Raw genomic sequence first — 17127 nt, 5'->3', positions numbered from 1 at the left:
CTGCCGTACCGGGCGCGTCTTCACGGGTGACACCGTTCCCCGTCTCTCGGAATCGAGGGGACGCAATGAACCGTCCACGCCGCCGGCAGGCCACCGCACTGGGGTTGGGCGCACTGCTCGCCGCCATGCTCGCCTTCGCCGCACCGGCCTCCGCCGCAGCCACGACCGCAACGCCCACCACCACCGCCACCGCCACTCCGCTCGTCGTCAATGCCCGCTGGGGCGGGCACTGCACGTACGACCGGGTGGTCATCGACCTGCAGGGATACGTACCCGAGGTCACCGTCACCCCCGTCCCGGAGCTGGTCTACGACGGGTCCGGCAAGCCCGTCCCGCTGGCCGGGCGGTACTTCCTGGAGATCCGCCTGCATCCCGCAGCCGGACACGACGAGGCGGGCCGCAACGTCTACCTCGGGCCCAAGCTCATCAAGATCTACCTGCCCAAGCTGAAGGGCCTCGCCCTGACCGGCGACTACGAGGGGTACGTCACCTTCGGCGCCGCCTTCGACACCAAGCCCGCCTACACCTCGTCCACGCTGCACTCCCCGGAGCGCTTCGTCCTGGACGTGGCGCACCCGAACGTCTGCTGAGCAGGCACGCGCCGGCGGGAGACGGGGCGCGGCTACCGGTGCTCGGGGTTCGGGAAGTCGAAGCGGCAGCCCGCGTCCCACAGGGAGCGCTGGTTTCCGTGCGCCGGCATCCCGCCGGCCCGCTTGAGCAGGGCGGCCAGGTGCATGAGGTTCCAGCTCATGAAGGCCGTGTTCCGGTTGGTGAAATCGTTCTCGGGGCCGCCGGATCCGGGGTCCAGGTACGAGGGCCCGGGTCCGGCCTCGCCGATCCATCCGGCGTCGGCCTGCGGCGGGATCGCATAGCCGAGGTGCTGGAGGCTGTAGAGGATGTTCATGGCGCAGTGTTTGACGCCGTCCTCGTTGCCCGTGATCAGCGCCCCGCCCACGCGCCCGTAATAGGCGTACTGGCCCTGGTCGTTCAGGATCGACGAGCAGGCGTAGAGCCGCTCGATGACCTGCTTCATCACCGAGCTGTTGTCCCCGAGCCAGATCGGGCCGCACAGCACGAGGATGTCCGCGTCCATGATCTGGCTGTAGAGCACCGGCCACTGATCGTTCTCCCAGCCGTGGTCGGTCATGTCGGGCCAGACTCCGGTGGCGATGTCGTGGTCGACGGCCCGGATGAGCGAGGTCCGGACCCCGGCCGCCTCCATCACCGCGCGGCTCCTGCCGATCAGGCCCTCGGTGTTGCTGGGCTCGGGCGATCGCTTGAGCGTGCAGTTGACGTAGACGGCGGTGAGGTCGGAGTAGTCGAAGGCGGGCGCGGCATCGGATTCGGCGGTCACCCCACCAGCCTCGGCGCCCCGGGACGGGCCCGCCAGCGGACCGCACCCGTCCGGGCACCCAGCGACCGTACGGAACGGCCGGGTGCGGCGGATCGCCCGGTCACCGGCGGTCTCCGAAATGCGGAACTCCCCCTCCGGTCACCACCCTTGGCGACGACACCGCGAGCTCGGTCACGGAGCGTCACCACGAAGCGGAATCCGGACGGAGGTCGGCGCGATTGGGGCGGGTTGTTACCGGTCCGTGCGTCCGACTAGGGTCAGCGGGCCTTGGTGTTCGGGAAACCGGTGGGAAACCGGTGCGGCCCTCGCCACTGTGATCGGGAAGTCCGGCTCCACTCCTGCGGGAAAGCCACTGGGCTGCGCGGGAGGTTCCGCGCTGCCCGGGAAGGCGGAGCATGGACGTCAACCCGTGAGCCAGGAGACCGGCCGGGGCGCGTTGTCCATCCACGAGGTGCTGGAGAGGTCTCCCTACTCATGCATATAGCCGAGGGGTTCCTGCCCCCTTTGCACGCGGTCGCCTGGGGCGCCGCGTCCGCCCCCTTCGTCGTCCACGGCGTCCGCGCGCTCACCCGCGAGGTGAAGTCCAACCCGGAGAGCACCCTGCTGCTCGGAGCGTCCGGCGCCTTCACCTTCGTCCTGTCCGCACTGAAGATCCCTTCGGTGACGGGCAGTTGCTCACACCCCACGGGCACCGGGCTCGGGGCGATCCTGTTCCGGCCGCCGATCATGGCGGTGCTGGGCACGATCACCCTGCTGTTCCAGGCCCTGCTGCTGGCGCACGGCGGGCTCACCACCCTCGGCGCCAACGTCTTCTCGATGGCCATCGCCGGCCCCTGGGCGGGCTACGCCGTCTACCGGCTGCTGCGGAAGTTCGACCTCCCGCTGATGGTCACCGTGTTCTTCGGCGCCTTCTTCGCCGACCTGGTCACCTACTGCGTCACCAGCGTGCAGCTCGCCCTGGCCTTCCCGGACCCTGCCTCCGGGTTCGTCGGCTCCCTCGCGAAGTTCGGGGGGATCTTCGCGGTCACGCAGATCCCGCTGGCCGTGAGCGAGGGGCTGCTGACCGTCCTGGTGATGCGGCTGCTGATGGCGTCGAGCAAGTCGGACCTGGTCCGCCTCGGCGTCGCGAAGCTGACCGCCACCCGTACCGGAGAGAAGGCGGCGGCCTGATGAGCGGAATGTCCCGGAACACGAAGATCAACGGCCTGCTGCTGCTCCTGGTGGCGGCGCTGGCCGTGCTGCCGGTCGCGCTGGGGATGGGCGACCACAAGGAGGAGCCCTTCGCCGGCGCCGACGCGCAGGCCGAGACGGCGATCACCGAGCTGAAGCCGGACTACGAGCCCTGGTTCTCCCCGCTGTACGAGCCCCCGTCGGGCGAGATCGAGTCCGCACTGTTCGCCCTGCAGGCGGCACTGGGCGCGGGCGTGCTCGCGTACTACTTCGGCGTCCGCAAGGGCCGCCGCCAGGGAGCGGCCGCCGCCACTGCCGCCACCGCCCCGGAGGCCTAGGCGGTGCTGCCGATCGACGTGGCCGCGCACAGCAGTCGCTGGCGCGGCCGGCACCCGCTGGAGAAGGCCCTGCTCGGGATCGGGCTGACGGTCACCGCCGTGTGCCTGCCGCCCTGGCCGGGCGGGCCGCTGGTGGCCGCCGCCACCCTCGCCGTGCTGCTCGGCCCGGCCGGGGTGGCCGGCCGGCAGCTCTGGCGGGCCTTCCGGATCCCGCTCGGCTTCTGCTTCACCGGGGCGCTGCCGCTGCTGTTCGCGGTCGGCGGCCCGGCGGGGCCGGTCTCCCTGGCCCCCGACGGCCCCCGGCTCGCTGCCGAACTGCTGCTTCGCACCTCGGCCGCCTCGCTCGGACTGCTGCTGTTCGCGTTCACCACCCCGGTCTCCGACGTACTGCCCCGGCTGGTCCGGGCCGGGGTGCCGGCCCCGGTGGTGGACGTGGCCCTGGTCATGTACCGGATCGGCTTCCTGCTGCTCGACTCCATGGCCCAGGTGCGCCGGGCCCAGGCGGCCCGGCTCGGGCACACCGGCCGGGCGGCGGTCTGGCGTTCCCTGGCCGGGCTCGCCGCCACCTCCTTCGTACGGGCCTTCGACCGCGCGGCCAAGCTCCAGGCGGGACTGGCCGGACGCGGCTACGACGGCGCGCTGCGGGTCCTCGTACCGGAGGCGACCCTGTCGTGGCGCTTCCTGACGGCCACCGCCGCGCTGCTGGCGGCCCTGATCACCCTGACCCTCACCCTGAAGGAGATGTTCCTGTGAACCCGTCGCCGAAGCCGGTGGTGGAACTGTCCGGCGCGGGCTACGCCTACGAGGACGGCCCCGAGGTGCTGACCGGCGTCGACTTCGCCATCGCGGCGGGCCGGGCGCTGGCCCTGCTGGGCCGCAACGGCAGCGGCAAGACCACGCTGATGCGGCTGCTGAGCGGCGGCCTGCGGCCCGGCTCGGGCTCGCTGCGGCTCGACGGCACGCAGGTCCCGTACGACCGGGCCGGCCTGACCCGGCTGCGCACGTCCGTCCAGCTCGTGGTGCAGGACCCCGACGACCAGCTGTTCGCGGCCTCGGTCGAACAGGACGTGTCCTTCGGCCCGATGAACCTGGGCCTGCGCACGGAGGAGGTCCGCGCCCGCGTGGACGCGGCGCTGGCCGCCCTGGACATCACCGCGCTCCGCGACCGCCCCACCCACCTGCTCTCCTACGGCCAGCGCAAGCGCTCGGCGATCGCGGGGGCGGTGGCGATGGCCCCGCGGGTGCTGATCCTGGACGAGCCGACGGCCGGACTGGACCCGGACGGCCAGGAGCGGCTCCTCGACGTCCTCGCGGGCCTGCGCGCCGCCGGCACGACGGTGGTGATGGCCACCCACGACGTGGACCTGGCGGTCCGCTGGGCCGACGACGCGGCGGTCCTGACCCCGTCCGGCATCCGCTTCGGCCCGGCCGAGGCGCTCCTGTCCGACCCGGACCTGCTCACCTCGGCGGGGCTGCGCCCGGCCTGGTCCCCGGCGGTGGCCGCGCTATTGCGGGCCCACGGACTGCTGGCGGCGGACGCCCCCGGCCCCCGAAACCCGGAGGCGCTGGCCGCCTGGCGGTAGGTAGGTTGCGCGTCCATGAAGACGCTGAAGGCAACCTCGGAGCCGAAGTCCCTCTTCTGGGAGGGCGAGGACCTGGTCGACCCGCTCGGCGGCTTCCGCCGCTGGGCGCCGGACGGACGCGAACACGACTTCCGCCCCGTGCTCTCCTACCGGTTCGACCACGCGGTGCGCTCGCCCTCGGGGCGCTGGACGGTGATCTACGAGGAGCGCGGCACCAAGGCCCTCCTCCTCGAAGGTGTGGAGATCATCCGCGAGCTGGACCGGAGCTTCTACCACGCGGAGGAGTACGACTACCCGGTCGCGCTCGGCGCGCTGCCGGACGGCCGTGAGGTGCTGGTGCACTGCCCGGACGCGTACGACACCCCCGTGACCGAGGACGCGGCCACGGGCGAACGGCTGACCCCCGCCGCCCGGTACCCGGAGGACATCTTCCACTCCCGGCTCGCGGTGAGCCCGGACGGGCGGCGGCTGCTGTCCGCGGGGTGGGAGTGGTATCCGTTCGGCGCGCTGCAGGTCTTCGACCTGGCCGCGGCGGTGGCCGGCGCCGCCGAACTCGACTGCCGGGGACGGGTGTCCCAGCCGGACGGGCAGGGCGGCGAGGTCGTCGCCGCCTGCTGGCTGGACGGGGATCGCGTCGCCGTTGCCACCGGCGAGGTGGTGCTCCACGACGAGGGCGGCGAGCAACCGGCGGCCCTCGGCCCGCAGGAGATCGGCGTGTGGTCCGCCGCCGAGGAGCGGTGGCTGCACCGGAGCCCGCTCGGGTTCACCGCGGGGACCCTGCTCGCCTGCGGCGGGGACCGGGTGGTCAGCCTCTGCGGGCACCCCCGCCTCGTGGATGCCCGTACGGGCTCCGTCCTGGCCGAGTGGCCCGAGGTCCCGGTGTCGCACCGGGTGGGATCGTACGGGGTCCCCCATGTCCCGACCCCGGTCGTGGCCCTGCACCCCGACGGGATCCGCCTGGCCGTCGCCCAGGAGGGCGGGATCCGCGTGCTCGATCTGCCGCAAACCTAGGATGGCCGCATGTCGCTCCCGCACGCCATCCTCACCGCCCTGCTCGAGAAGCCCTCGTCGGGGCTGGAGCTGACCCGGCGGTTCGACAAGTCGATCGGGTACTTCTGGTCCGCGACGCACCAGCAGATCTACCGGGAGCTCGGCCGGCTGGAGGAGGCAGGGCTGATCCGGGCGCTGCCCAGCGAGGGGCCCGTACGGGGGCAGAAGAAGGAGTACGAGGTGCTGCCCGCCGGGAGCGGGGAGCTGGCGCGGTGGGTCGGGGAGCGTCAGGATCCCAAGCCGGTGCGGGATCCGCTGCTGCTGCGGATCCGAGCGGCCGCGGTGGTCGGGCCGCAGGGGCTGGGCGCCGAACTGCGGCGGCATCTGGAGCTGCACCGGGCCCAGTTGGCCGTGTACGAGGGCATCGAGGAGAAGGATTTCCCGGTCGGCCGGGATTCCGACGAGGACCGGCTGCGGCGTGTCGTGCTGCACGCGGGAACCGGGTTGGAGACCTTCTGGCTGCGCTGGCTGGAGGAGGCCCTCGCCGAGGTGGAGGGCATGGCCGGCGGGCCGCGGCAGGCCTGACGCGCGCACCCCCGGCCCGGCGGGGGCCGGGGGCGGCGCGGGGGCTTACTTGTTCAGGGAGGCCCAGAACTCGTCGAAGCTCAGCAGGCCGTCGTCGTTCGAGTCCTTGGCGGCGATCACGGCCTCCGCGACCGGGCCGGTGACGAACGGGTCGCCCATCTCCGCCATCGCCGAACGGAACTCGTCCGCCGTCACGAAGCCGTCACCGTTCACGTCGAACTTGCCGAACGTCGTCCGTGCGCTCTCGATGTCCGCCACTGGGTCCACCCCTTCTTGGTGCTTGTTGACCGGCTCAGGGTAGCGGCAGGCCCGCCCCCCTCACGCCCCGGGTCCCGTTCGAGCGGCAGATAGAAATTCAATTACTCTTCCGTAGTGCGGAAGCGATAATTCCAGCCAACAATTCAAGCCCCTACTTGTCACGCTCCGGGACCACCGCATAACGTAGCGACATTGCCGCCACACCGGGAGCGCAGGGCCCCCAGGGACAAGCGGCAACAAGGGCGATCACACAGGTGACGATCACAGCTGACGCATCATTCGAAGTTCTGCCCTTCACCCGCACTTGCCACCACATCTGGGAAGACGGCGACCATGTGCTCATCGGAGTGAGTCCCGGAAACAGCTACTTCACCTCCGAGCGCATATCCAGCCTCACCCGATGGGCCACGACCCGCTTCGCACAGGTCGACTTCGTCTACGCAGACCTCCACGTGGACGGGATGTTCGCCGCCTTCGGCTACACCCGGGAACACGCGGAGAAGCGTGCGACGAAGGAAATCAAGGCAGTCCGGCGAAGGATTCTCAAGGGCGTGGAGGAATCAGGACCTCCGAATGCCGAGATCCGAGTGAGAGCACTGTCGGAGTTCCGGACGAACTCCGTCTACCAACTTCTGCACCGACGCGTACTCCATTTCCTGGAGACCGACGACGAATTCCGCAAGGGCTGCGAGGAAATGGCCCTGCACTTTGTGGGTTCGAAGTTGCCGGAAGGTGAATCCATCACCGACGCACAGTTGCAGGTGTGTTTCGATTACATGGCAGCCGAGCTGCCGTTCTTCATCGACACCCCGAGCATTCTCGACGTGCCGTCCTCCGTGGCGGCCTACCACGTCAAGATGCCGATGACCGATGTCCTCTTCGCGCGCGGTGGGGGACTGCGCGCGACGAGGAACCAGGCATACGCCGTGGTTCGCCCCGAGGCGGCCGAAAACGCGCACACCGCACCGACCGAAGGGACCGTCGATGAGCGTCGAGCAGCTTGAGGCCCATTCCGCTCAGGGGGACGGACAGACCACCGAGCCCCTCATCGACTTCCCGCTGTCCCGGCGCGGTGACGTGCTCCCCGAGGAGTGCACCTGGCTGCGCGAGAAGGCGCCCGTCGCGAAGGTCCGCACCCTCACCGGGGATCCGGCCTGGCTGGTGAGCAGCTACGCGCTGGCCAAGCAGGTGCTGGAGGACGAGCGCTTCAGCCTCAAGGACACGGCCAATGCCGGCGTCCCGCGCCAGTACGCGCTGACGATCCCGCCCGAGGTCGTCAACAACATGGGCAACATCAACAGCGCCGGACTGCGCAACGCGGTCATGAAGGCGCTCAACCCCCGCCAGAAGGGCCTTCAGGACCGGCTGCGCCGGGCGGCCGGCGAGCTCATCGACCAGCTCGTCGCCGAGGGCGGGCCCGCCGACCTGCGGGCCGGCTTCGCCGATCCCTTCTCGGCGGCCATGCACTGCCAGGTGCTGGGCGTGCCGTTCGAGGACTGGCGCCGGCTGATGTCGGGGCTGGACGTCGCGTTCATGACCGCGCGCGAGCCGTTCGCCGACTCCGCGCTCAACTGGTACAAGGACGTCGGCTACTTCGAGGAGCAGTTGAAGGCGCAGCTGGCGCTGCCTGCCGAGGAGCGTACGGGGCTCCTCGGCAAGTTCGCCGAGCTGAAGGAGGCGGACCCGGAGTCGGCGCACCTGACCGACGACATGTTCGCCACCGTCGCCGTGTCGCTCTTCGGGGCCGGAGCCGTCTCCACCTCCGCGTTCCTGACCCTGGCGGTCCTGGCGCTGCTCCAGAAGCCCGAGCTCATCGGGTACCTGCGCAAGCATCCGGAGCGCATGGGCAAGGCCGTGGACGAGCTGCTCCGCTGGAACCTGTCCGTGGGCGACGGCCTGCCGCGCATCGCGATGGCGGACATCCAGGTCGGGGACGTGCTGGTCGAGGAGGGCGAGCTGGTGCTCGTCCTGCTGGAGGGGGCCAACTTCGACCCCGAGGCCTTCGAGAACCCCGGCGAGCTGGACCTGGGGCGCGAGAGCTCCAACGCCCACCTCGCCTTCGGCGCCGGCCGACACTTCTGCCCGGCTTCCGCACTGGGCCGGGCGCACGCCGAGATCGCGCTGGAGGTGCTGGTCGAGCGGCTGCCCGAGCTGCGTCTCGCGGTGCCTGCGGAGAACCTCGTGTGGCGCACCGGCTTCATCAAGCGGCTTCCCGAGCGGCTCCCCGTCGCCTGGTGAGGAGGCGTCGGTGAGCAGGTGAGAGTGCCCCGGGAGCTGTGCGAGCTCCCGGGGCACGCCCGCGTCGTACGTACGCGCACGCCGGCGGTCTACCGGAAGATGCCGGTGTGGCCGAGGGAGTAGCGGCCGGGCTGGGGGTAGACGGCCAGGCCGTGAGGTCCGCCGCCCACCGGGATCTTGGCGAGCTGCTTGCCGGTGGTGGTGTCGATGGCGTAGACCTCGGAGTTGTAGCGGCCCGAGAGCCACAGCACCTTGCCGTCGGCGGAGACGCCGCCCATGTCGGGGCTGCCGCCGTCGGGCAGCTCCCACTTCTTGGTCAGCTTGTTCTGCGTGAAGTCGAAGACGGAGACGGATCCCTCGCCGCGGTTGGAGACGTACATCTCCTTGGAGTCGCGGCTGACGTACAGTCCGTGGCAGCCCTTTCCGGTGGGCAGTAGCTTGGGGGTCTCGAACTTGTCGCCGCTGAGCACCCACATGCCGTGCGCCATCATGTCCGCGACGTAGAAGGTCTTTCCGTCCGGCGAGACCTTCACGTCCTGCGGCATCGCGCCCTCGAAGGGGAGTTTCTGCTGGCCGACGACCTCCATCTTCTCGGTGTCGACCTTGAGCAGTTCACCGGAGAACTCGCAGCTCACGATGAAGTAGCGGCCGTCCGCGGAGAAGTCCGCGTGATTGACGCCGAAGCAGGTCACGGGGACGGTCTTCACGCGGTCCATCGTGTGCGGATCGCGGAAGACCAGCTCCTTGTCCATGGAGGCCATGACCACCGCGTACTTGCCGTTGGGCGTGAAGTACAGGTTGTACGGGTCGTGCACCTCCACCGGATTGCCGGCCTCGCCGGTGGCCGGGTTGATCGGGGTGAGCGTGTGGCCCCGGTTGTTGTTGACCCAGAGGGTCTTCATGTCCCAGGAGGGGACCACGTGCTGGGGCTGGATCCCGACGGGGATGGTGTCGATGACCTTGTACGTCACCGGGTCGATGACGGACACCGTGTTGGAGTTGGTGTTCGGCACGTAGACGCGGGACGGGAAGTCCTTGACCACCGGGGAGAGCTTGTTCGGCCGGTCGGCCGCGTAGACGTCGTTCGGATCGAGGAGCGGCGGCATGCCGGCGAGCCCCGGCGGTGCGGCCGGTACGGCCTTGACGGGCGCGGCCGGCCCCTTCGTGCCGAGGGCCTCGGCAGGTCCCTTGTCGGCCGCTCCGCAGCCGGTCAGGGCGGCGAGGACCAGTCCGGCCAGCAATGCGGTGGCCTTCCGGGGAAGGCGAGTGGTCGTCATGGGGTCAGCAGCTCCGTGGTGGTCACCGCGCGCAGTTTGCGGCGTGCGAGTTCTTCGAGGAGGGGTGGCATCGCGTCGACCGTGTCCGCGTAGCCGAAGTGCAGGCTCACCACCGATCCGCCTTGGATCGGGCCGATGACGGTGCGGATGACGGCCGCGGCACCGGGCGAGGTGAAGTCGAGGGAGTCCACGTCGTACGAGAGGACGTGCGGGTAGCCCGCCCGCTGGGCCAGTTTTCGCACCAGGGGGGTGGCGTACTGGGTCTGCGACGGGCGGAACCAGGTGCCGATGGACCCGGTCAGCCGTTTGAGCCGGTCGGCGCAGCCGGTGATCTCGGCGTACGCCTGCTCCTCGGGCATGGTGTTGATCGCGAGGTGGCGCTGGGTGTGGTTGCCGAGCTCGTGGCCGCCGTCCAGGATCCGGCGGGCCATCTCCGGGTGGGCGTCGAGCCAGGCGCCGATGGCCAGTACGGTCACCCGCGCGCCCGCCCGCTCCGCCTCGGCGAGCACCGCCTTGGCGATGGCGGGGTCGCCGTTGCCGTGGAAGGTGAGCGCGACGCCGGACCCGCCGCGGGGACCGTGCGCGATCTCGACGGGCTGGCCGGCGAACCGGCGCGGGGCGGGCGCCGCCTTCGCCGGGGCCGCCTTGGCCGGGGCCGCCGGTCTGTCCGGGGCGGCCTTCGCCGGGGCCGCGGGGCCGGCGGGGGCACTACAGGCCGCGGCGAGGGCACCGGCGGCGACCGCCGCGCCGGCACGGAGAGCGGATCGGCGGTCCGGGTAGCAGAGCACCCGCCCATTTAAGGGGTGGATGCCCGGGTAGGTAGGGAGTGACCCAATTCAGGACCTTCGGCCGAGCCGGTACCAGACGGCAACCGTCCGCTATGTGATCAACGATTCACTCAGAGCGGTCGATGCTTATTCAATGATTATGAGGCCCGTGGCCCATCTCACCTAAGATTTAGGTAGAAAGTCTTAGGATATGCACACTTATGTCCAACTTGGGACTTTTGGCATTTGGTCCCTCGTCTGCCATAGTCGGAACCACGGCTTCCCGTTGACCCGAGCGAAGTCCTTGCCGAGGATCACACCCCCTTCGATCCTCGGCACACCCATGAAACCCCCGCAGCGCCCCACAACGGCGACAGGGGGTTTCTGGCGTTCCAGGGGGCTCCTAGCGGTCCGCCACCCGCATCTCGAACCAGGTGATCTTTCCGCGCGGCAGCAGGTCCGCGCCCCAGCGGTCCGAGAGCTTGTCGACGAGGAACAGCCCCCGCCCGGTGGTGTCCATCTCGTGCACCGGCATCAGACAGGGCAGCCCGCGCGAGGGGTCGCGCACCTCGACCCGGATCCAGCCGCGCCGCCTGACCATGTGCAGACCGAAGGAACGGGCCCCGGTGTGCCGGACGGCGTTGCCCACGAGCTCCGAGACCAGCAGGACCGTGTGCTCGGCGATCTGCGGCGAGAGCCCCCACAGGCGTACGACCACGCACTGCGTGAGCCGGCGGGCGGTGCTCGCCGACTCGGGCATCGACGGCAGCGTCACTTCCGCCTCGGCCGGATTCCCGTACAACTCCAGTGCCTTGAGGCCCAGTTCATCCTCCAGGGCCGCCGTGAGCCGTACGACGGAAGCGCTACTGCGCTGCCGCGGCTGTTCCACACCCTCCAGACCCGCCATGCACCCATCATGGAGGGCCACCCAGGCCGTTCGGGCCGTTCCGCAGGAAAAGACCCCTCGGGAGCGTGGATCCCGAGGGGTCGTCCTGGCATATGCGATCGGCAACCCGGAGCCGGTTGCGCGCCTCTGACCTGCGGTGACGCACCGCGCAACGGCGATCACCCAGAGTGGATCACCAGCTCACCTTAAGGCTGCCTTAAGGCCTGGCTAATCCACCCGCAGGGAGGATCGGCGCGATCTGCAGGACCTACGAGAACTTCGCCTTCCCGGGCCCCTCCTCGACGAAGCTGCGCATTCCGCGCTCGCGGTCCTCGGTGGCGAACAGGCCCGCGAACCAACCCCGTTCGATGGTCAGCCCGGTGTCGATGTCGGTCTCCAGCCCCGCGTCCACGCACTCCTTCGCGGCGCGCAGCGCGAGGGCCGGGCCCTGCGCGAGCTTCGCGGCCCACGCGTGCGCCTGCTCGTAGACCTCGGCGGCCGGTACGACACGGTCCACCAGGCCGAGGGCGAGCGCCTCGTCGGCCTTGACCATGCGGCCGGTGAAGATGAGGTCCTTGGCCTTGGAGGGGCCGATCAGCCGGGACAGCCGCTGGGTGCCGCCCGCGCCGGGGATCAGGCCGAGCAGGATCTCGGGCTGGCCGAGCTTCGCGTTGTCGCCGGCGATCCGGTAGTCCGCGCACAGGGCCAGCTCGCAGCCGCCGCCCAGGGCGTAGCCGGTGACGGCCGCGACCACGGGCTTGGGGATCCGGGCCACGGCGGTGAAGGCGTCCTGCAGGCCGCGGGACCGGGCGACCATGGCCGCGTGGTCCATCGTCTGCATCTCCTTGATGTCCGCGCCGGCCGCGAACACCTTCTCGCCGCCGTAGATGACGACCGTACGGACGTCCGCCCGGTCGGTCGCCTCGACGGCGAGCTCGCGCAGCCGGTCCTGGGTGGCGATGTCCAGGGCGTTCATGGGCGGCCGGTCCAGCCGGATGACGCCGACGCCTTCGGAGACTTCGAGAGAGATGGTCATACGGGAAGGTTAGCGCCGGTTAACGGCGAGTGGCCCGGTGCTGTGGGTCACAGCACCGGGCCCGCTGAACTACGTACCGGCCGGGATTACTTGATCCACTCCGCCCAGTCCATGTTCCAGCCGTTGAGGCCGTTGTCGGGGGCGACCGTCTTGTCCTTGGAGTTCTTCACGATGACCACGTCACCGATGATCGACTCGTTGAAGAACCAGGCAGCGGGCTGGCTGCCGTCACCGGCGCCGCGGACGTCCTTCAGGCCCACGCAGCCGTGACTGACGTTCTCGGAGCCGAACGTGCCGGACGAGGCCCAGTAGTTGCCGTGGACGAAGGTGCCGGAGGTGGTCAGCCGCATCGCGTGCGGGACGTCGGAGATGTCGTACTCCCCGCCGAAGCCGACGGTGGCGCCGTTCATCCGGGTCACCTTGTACTTCTCGCTGATGACCATCTGGCCGTTGTACGTGGTGTTCGCGGGGGCGCCGGCGGTGATCGGGATGTTCTTGATCTCCGCGCCGTCGCGGACCACGCTCATCTGGTGCTCGGCGGCGTCGACCGTGGTGACCTGGGAGCGGCCGACCTTGAAGGTGACCGTACGGGTCTGCTTGCCGTAGACCCCCGGACGGCCTTCAACTCCGTCGAGCGACATCTTCAGGGTGACCTTGGTGCCCGCGGCCCAGTACTTCTCGGGGCGGAAGTCCAGGCGGTCGTTGCCGAACCAGTGGCCCTCGACCGGGACGGCGGGGTCGGCCGTCACCGTGATCGCCTTCTCGACGGCCTCGGGGTTGGTGATGCCGCGGGAGAAGTTGATCGAGACCGGCATGCCCACGCCGACCGTCGATCCGTCCTCGGGGGTGTACTGGCCGATGAAGGTGTTGGCGGGCGTGAGGGTCGTGAAGGTGGTGTCCTTCGCGGACTCGCGGCCGGCCTCGTCCTTGGCCACCGCGTGCACCTTGTACTCGGTGGCGGAGGCGAGGTTGCGGACGGGCTCCCAGCTCGCGCCGTCCGCGGCGAGCTTGCCGTCCACCGCGTTGCCCTTGGTGTCGGCGACCGTCACCGTGGTGAGCTTGCCGCCGGTGCTGGTTATCTTGAGGATGCCGCTGGTCGCGACCTCCTTGGCCCCGTCGTCCGGCTTGACGCTCACGACGGCCTTCGACGCCTCGGTCCCGGTCGTGCCGGTCACCCCGTCTCCGCCACCGCTCCCGCCCTTGCCGCCCGCGTCTCCGCCACCGCTGCACGCGCTGGTGAACAGCAGGGCCGCGCCCAGCAGGAGGGCCGGCAGGCCGGTGCGGGCGCGGCCGCGTATCGGCTGCAGGTTCACTCTTGTTCTCCCCATGTCCCCCGCGCACGGACAGTCGCGCGCTTAATCGCCAGGAAATCACATGGGGGATCACGAGACAGTACGGTCGTGTCACCGTTCCGTCCCAAGAGTGGTGCGGGCGCCGGGAGTCAGTCCTCCGTGCCGGGCTTGGTGCCCCAGACGTAGACGGCGTCGCCCTCGGTGAGCAGGTCCCACAGGCGCCGCGCGTCGGGGACGGTGAGGTTGACGCAGCCGGCCGAGCCGCCGTGGGCGTACAGGTTGCCGGGGCGGCCGTGCAGGGCCTGGCCCCCGTCGAAGAACTGGGCGTAGGGCATCGGGGAGTCGTAGAGCGTGGACACGTGGCCCTCGCTGCGCCAGTAGACCTCGTGCCAGCCGCGGCGGGTCTCCTCCTCGTCGCGTCCGGTGCGGACGGGCACGGGAGGGAGGACCACCGTGCGGCCGCGCTGCACCCACAGGAGCTGGCGCTCCAGGTCCACGCAGGTCACCCGGTGCGAACGGACCGGACATCCGCCGCCGGCGTTGGGGTTCGCACGGGCGGCGACGGCGACCATGGTGCGGTAGGTGACCAGCCCGGCGTAGCCGTCGGCGGGCCGGATCCCGTTGGCCCGCTGGAAGGTGCGGATCGCCTCGCAGTCCCCGGCGTCCTGCCTCCCGTCGGCCGTCCGGCGCAGGTGGCCCTCCAGCTCGCGCTGGTAGGGGCCGGTCCCGGCGGTGCACGCCCCCTCGGCAGGGGCCGAGGGGGTCGGGGAGGGAGCCGCCACGGCTGCCGCCTGCGGCGGGACGAGTACGGCCGCCGCGAGGATCGCGGCCGTCGCGGCCGCCCTGCCGATCGCGCCTACGGCCTCGGCCGTGTCCCTTGCGCGCATACGGACCTCCTCGGGCCCGCCGGCCGGGCCGTCGGCTCCGAGCCAACCGGACCGGCCCGGCCCCGGCGCGGCGGGTCGGCCGGCAGGGTCACCGGCCCACCCGGGCGGGCTACGCGGGCGGGCTACCCGGGCGGGCTACTCCGCGGGCCGCTTCGGGCCCTTGCCCTTGCCGCCCTTGCCCTGGTCGTCCCGCTTGTTCTCCAGGGTGATCACCAGCAGGTGGTCCGGGGTGCTCTCCTCCAGGTGGAGCGGACCCCTGACCCGGTTCCGCGGCAGGACGTAGCCCTCCGGGACGGCCGTCTCGACCACGTAGTACCAGCCCTCCTCCAGGCCCGGGAACGTGCAGACCCCGTCCCGGTCGGTCGCGCAGCCCTCCGTCACCTTGCGGTCGGGGTTGATGCCGCGCGTCTGGAGGCCCTGGGTGCTGTTGGTCTCCTTCCACACCTCGAAGACCGCCCCGCGCAGCGGGCGCTTCGTCTTCGCGTCCTTCTTCAGGACCTCGATCGAGCCCTCGTGGTCGGGCTTCTCGGTCCGCTCGTCCGTGAACCGACGACGAGGCCCGTCGTCACGTGTCCCTCGTCGAGGTCGAAGGGCGTGACCGGGTCCGCCGGCAGGTCGTAGCCGGCCGGTGCCTGCGTCTCCCGCCAGTAGTAGAGCTCACCGATGGGGAGCTGGACCGTGCAGCTGCCCTGCGCGTCGGTGGTGCAGGACCCGGCGAGCTGCGCGTCGGGGTCCGTTCCGCCGGTCTGCAGGCCCCTACGGCCGTTGGCCTCGCGCCACAGCTCGAAGCGGGCGCCGGACAGCAGGGCCCCGCCGGCCGCGTCGGACTTGCGCAGCACCACCTCGGCGCTGCCCGGGAGCTTCGCGTTGCTCACGCTCACGCTCACGCCCGCGGTGGCGTTCCGCTCGGTCAGCGTCAGTTCGGCGACGGGGTTGTCCTCGAGCCGGTAGCCGTCCGGTGCCTGGGTCTCGCGCCAGTAGTACGTACCGAGCGGGACGGTGCGGGAGCAGACGCCGCTCGCCGGGGTCACGCAGTCGGCGGCCTTGGTGTCCCCGCCGGGGCTCGTGAACTGGGCTCCGGGGGTGCCGTTGGTCTCCCGCCACAGCTCGTACGTGGCTCCGGCCAGCGGTTTGTCCGCGTCGTCCCGCTTGGTGAGGGAGACGGCGCCCGTGACCGGCGCCGTGTTCCCGCAGTCGGGCAGGTCCCCGTCGAACGGGTAAGCGTGGAGCTCCTGGCCGCCGCCCGCGGTGCTGGTGTGGACGAGCTCGCCGGTGGTGAAGAAGCGGCCGTTGGTGCCGGGCAGGGTCACGGTGGTGCGCGAGGCCTGCTCGCCGACGAGCACGCTGCCCTGGAACTGTCCGGTGCCGGCCAGTTGGACGGCGGTGGCGTCGGGGAAGTTCCACAGGAGCCGGGTGCGGTAGCCGTTCCAGGGGTCCGCGCCCGGCCCGGTGTCGTTGATGCCGCCGCTGTAGGTGTTGATCGTACGGCTGGCGCCCAGGACGTTGACCAGGACGGTGGCGTCGGCCGGGATCCGGTCGAAGCGGATGCCGACGGCACCGTCGCGCGCGCTCACCAGGTCGAAGTTCACGTTGAAGACCTGGAGCGCGGAGGTGTTGTCCCCGGTGAAGACGGTGGTGCCGTCCTGGTTGACGGCGGTGCCCGTGGCCGGGCGCGGGCTGCCGTCGACCCGGGCGTAGCACCGGCTGGCCGAGGTGAGTTGGTCGCGCAGGGCGGCGTAGGGGGTGATCGCGGCGGGGTCGGCCACCAGCGGGCCGGTGACGGTGCCGGGCCCGGGGGCGGTGCCCGCGTGGCGGACGACGCCGCCGTCCGAGATCAGCTGCTGCCGGGCGGCGATGGTGACGTTGCGGCCGGTGGTGAGGAAGTCCGAGCCTGCCGGGGGCCGCACGAGCGAGCCCGCCCCGACGATGCCGATGTTGTACCCGCCGCCGGTGGCCGCCAGGTTCTTGTTCTGGTCGAAGCTGCCGAGGACGACGACCTTGCCCTCGGCCTCGGCGGCGCGCTCGCGGACCAGGAAGTCGGCGCCGACGAAGATGTTGACGGCCTCGTCGTAGCCGTTGGGATCGGTGCCGACGTCGATCGGCGGGAACACGGGCGGACACCCCGCCCCGAGGCAGGGACCGAGCCCGCCGGGCAGCGGGGCCCGCAGGGCCGCGGCGGTGTGCCGGGCGGGCGTCGGCTGCGGCCCGCCGGGGCCCGGCGCGGCCGGCGCCGCCAGGACGGCCGGGGCGCCTGCGGCCAGTACGGCCCCGAGGGCGAGCCCCAGGGGTCCGAGGGTCCACTTCCTTGCTGACATGACGCTCCGTCCGTTGCCCGCCGCCGCGTGCGGGCAGGCCCGTACAGGCTGGCGGCGGGCCCCGGCGAGCCGGGCGGACCGACACTCCCCCACTGCGGCATTCCGGTACGACAATCACTCGACTGGGGTGTCGGGTGCGGGCGGCGGCACG

19 protein-coding genes and 1 riboswitch are annotated in these 17127 nt (G+C 71.1%); of the genes, 9 read left to right on the top strand and 10 right to left on the bottom strand.

Annotated features, from left to right (window positions below; genetic code table 11):
• Positions 1-65 precede the first annotated feature (65 nt).
• Positions 66-590, top strand: coding sequence for an AMIN-like domain-containing (lipo)protein (locus OG435_RS31170; RefSeq protein WP_266881236.1), 525 nt, complete (start codon positions 66-68; stop codon positions 588-590).
• Positions 591-622: 32 nt separating this feature from the next.
• On the opposite strand, the gene OG435_RS31165 is transcribed toward OG435_RS31170, so the two are convergent.
• Positions 623-1354 carry a flavodoxin family protein gene (locus OG435_RS31165; RefSeq protein WP_266881235.1) on the bottom strand — a complete coding sequence of 244 codons (732 nt, stop codon included), beginning with the start codon at positions 1352-1354 and terminating at the stop codon, positions 623-625.
• A 251-nt stretch (positions 1355-1605) separates the two neighbouring features.
• Positions 1606-1799, top strand: a riboswitch (cobalamin riboswitch).
• 29 nt (positions 1800-1828) lie between these two features.
• Here OG435_RS31165 and OG435_RS31160 point away from each other — a divergent pair.
• Genes OG435_RS31160 through OG435_RS31135 form a run of 6 tightly spaced genes read left to right on the top strand, consistent with a single transcriptional unit; the run spans position 1829 to position 6020 of the window.
• A complete protein-coding gene (locus tag OG435_RS31160) occupies positions 1829-2524 on the top strand; it encodes an energy-coupling factor ABC transporter permease (protein ID WP_266881234.1) in 696 nt (231 codons plus the stop codon).
• An 8-nt stretch (positions 2525-2532) separates the two neighbouring features.
• On the top strand, positions 2533-2862 hold the full coding sequence (locus tag OG435_RS31155; protein ID WP_323187952.1) for an energy-coupling factor ABC transporter substrate-binding protein: 330 nt from the start codon (positions 2533-2535) through the stop codon (positions 2860-2862).
• A gap of 3 nt (positions 2863-2865) precedes the next feature.
• Entirely contained in the window at positions 2866-3615 is a 750-nt protein-coding gene (gene cbiQ / locus OG435_RS31150) for a cobalt ECF transporter T component CbiQ (protein ID WP_266881232.1), read from the top strand.
• Entirely contained in the window at positions 3612-4445 is an 834-nt protein-coding gene (locus tag OG435_RS31145; RefSeq protein WP_266881231.1) for an energy-coupling factor ABC transporter ATP-binding protein, read from the top strand. The genes cbiQ and OG435_RS31145 overlap by 4 nt, the downstream gene beginning before the upstream one ends.
• A 15-nt stretch (positions 4446-4460) precedes the next feature.
• Positions 4461-5456, top strand: a complete 996-nt coding sequence (locus tag OG435_RS31140; protein WP_266881230.1) for a WD40 repeat domain-containing protein — start codon at positions 4461-4463, stop codon at positions 5454-5456.
• A 9-nt stretch (positions 5457-5465) separates the two neighbouring features.
• Entirely contained in the window at positions 5466-6020 is a 555-nt protein-coding gene (locus OG435_RS31135; protein WP_266881229.1) for a PadR family transcriptional regulator, read from the top strand.
• Positions 6021-6065: 45 nt separating this feature from the next.
• On the opposite strand, the gene OG435_RS31130 is transcribed toward OG435_RS31135, so the two are convergent.
• Complete coding sequence (locus OG435_RS31130; protein WP_243336380.1) at positions 6066-6278, bottom strand: EF-hand domain-containing protein; 213 nt, start codon at positions 6276-6278, stop codon at positions 6066-6068.
• A gap of 254 nt (positions 6279-6532) precedes the next feature.
• On the opposite strand from OG435_RS31130, the gene OG435_RS31125 reads away from it, so the two are divergent.
• Positions 6533-7282, top strand: a complete 750-nt coding sequence (locus OG435_RS31125; RefSeq protein ID WP_266881228.1) for a tRNA-dependent cyclodipeptide synthase — start codon at positions 6533-6535, stop codon at positions 7280-7282.
• Positions 7263-8516 (top strand): cytochrome P450, encoded by a 1254-nt coding sequence (locus tag OG435_RS31120; RefSeq protein ID WP_266881227.1) that lies wholly within the window; start codon positions 7263-7265, stop codon positions 8514-8516. The genes OG435_RS31125 and OG435_RS31120 overlap by 20 nt, the downstream gene beginning before the upstream one ends.
• Before the next feature lie 89 nt (positions 8517-8605).
• Here the strand turns inward: OG435_RS31120 and OG435_RS31115 are convergent, their stop codons facing one another.
• The 8 genes from OG435_RS31115 to OG435_RS31080 form a co-directional block, all read right to left on the bottom strand.
• Complete coding sequence (locus tag OG435_RS31115) at positions 8606-9793, bottom strand: YncE family protein (protein ID WP_266881226.1); 1188 nt, start codon at positions 9791-9793, stop codon at positions 8606-8608.
• Positions 9790-10581, bottom strand: coding sequence for a polysaccharide deacetylase family protein (locus tag OG435_RS31110; RefSeq protein WP_266881225.1), 792 nt, complete (start codon positions 10579-10581; stop codon positions 9790-9792). Before OG435_RS31110 ends, OG435_RS31115 begins: the two co-directional genes overlap by 4 nt.
• Positions 10582-10963: 382 nt before the next feature.
• A complete protein-coding gene (locus OG435_RS31105) occupies positions 10964-11467 on the bottom strand; it encodes an ATP-binding protein (RefSeq protein WP_266881224.1) in 504 nt (167 codons plus the stop codon).
• Between the two features lie 247 nt (positions 11468-11714).
• Positions 11715-12482 carry an enoyl-CoA hydratase/isomerase family protein gene (locus tag OG435_RS31100; protein WP_266881223.1) on the bottom strand — a complete coding sequence of 256 codons (768 nt, stop codon included), beginning with the start codon at positions 12480-12482 and terminating at the stop codon, positions 11715-11717.
• Positions 12483-12568: 86 nt separating this feature from the next.
• Positions 12569-13810: a L,D-transpeptidase gene (locus OG435_RS31095; RefSeq protein WP_430625724.1), complete on the bottom strand. Its 1242-nt coding sequence runs from the start codon at positions 13808-13810 to the stop codon at positions 12569-12571.
• Between the two features lie 113 nt (positions 13811-13923).
• Positions 13924-14661, bottom strand: a complete 738-nt coding sequence (locus OG435_RS31090) for a L,D-transpeptidase family protein (RefSeq protein ID WP_266881222.1) — start codon at positions 14659-14661, stop codon at positions 13924-13926.
• A 135-nt stretch (positions 14662-14796) separates the two neighbouring features.
• A complete protein-coding gene (locus tag OG435_RS31085) occupies positions 14797-15126 on the bottom strand; it encodes a prealbumin-like fold domain-containing protein (protein ID WP_266882246.1) in 330 nt (109 codons plus the stop codon).
• A 26-nt stretch (positions 15127-15152) separates the two neighbouring features.
• Positions 15153-16976 carry a choice-of-anchor A family protein gene (locus tag OG435_RS31080; RefSeq protein ID WP_266881221.1) on the bottom strand — a complete coding sequence of 608 codons (1824 nt, stop codon included), beginning with the start codon at positions 16974-16976 and terminating at the stop codon, positions 15153-15155.
• Positions 16977-17127: the final 151 nt, after the last annotated feature.

The organism is Streptomyces sp. NBC_01264 (assembly GCF_026340675.1).
Classification (GTDB): domain Bacteria; phylum Actinomycetota; class Actinomycetes; order Streptomycetales; family Streptomycetaceae; genus Streptomyces.
This window is presented reverse-complemented; position numbering and strand designations above follow the sequence as displayed.

Coding starts and splice junctions, on each gene's coding strand:
- OG435_RS31105 (WP_266881224.1), bottom strand. CDS start 11,467: ATGGCGGGTCTGGAGGGTGTGGAACAGCCGCGGCAGCGCAGTAGCGCT.
- OG435_RS31090 (WP_266881222.1), bottom strand. CDS start 14,661: ATGCGCGCAAGGGACACGGCCGAGGCCGTAGGCGCGATCGGCAGGGCG.
- OG435_RS31100 (WP_266881223.1), bottom strand. CDS start 12,482: ATGACCATCTCTCTCGAAGTCTCCGAAGGCGTCGGCGTCATCCGGCTG.
- OG435_RS31160 (WP_266881234.1), top strand. CDS start 1,829: ATGCATATAGCCGAGGGGTTCCTGCCCCCTTTGCACGCGGTCGCCTGG.
- OG435_RS31170 (WP_266881236.1), top strand. CDS start 66: ATGAACCGTCCACGCCGCCGGCAGGCCACCGCACTGGGGTTGGGCGCA.
- OG435_RS31140 (WP_266881230.1), top strand. CDS start 4,461: ATGAAGACGCTGAAGGCAACCTCGGAGCCGAAGTCCCTCTTCTGGGAG.
- OG435_RS31095 (WP_430625724.1), bottom strand. CDS start 13,810: ATGGGGAGAACAAGAGTGAACCTGCAGCCGATACGCGGCCGCGCCCGC.
- OG435_RS31155 (WP_323187952.1), top strand. CDS start 2,533: ATGTCCCGGAACACGAAGATCAACGGCCTGCTGCTGCTCCTGGTGGCG.
- OG435_RS31080 (WP_266881221.1), bottom strand. CDS start 16,976: ATGTCAGCAAGGAAGTGGACCCTCGGACCCCTGGGGCTCGCCCTCGGG.
- OG435_RS31120 (WP_266881227.1), top strand. CDS start 7,263: ATGAGCGTCGAGCAGCTTGAGGCCCATTCCGCTCAGGGGGACGGACAG.
- OG435_RS31135 (WP_266881229.1), top strand. CDS start 5,466: ATGTCGCTCCCGCACGCCATCCTCACCGCCCTGCTCGAGAAGCCCTCG.
- OG435_RS31115 (WP_266881226.1), bottom strand. CDS start 9,793: ATGACGACCACTCGCCTTCCCCGGAAGGCCACCGCATTGCTGGCCGGA.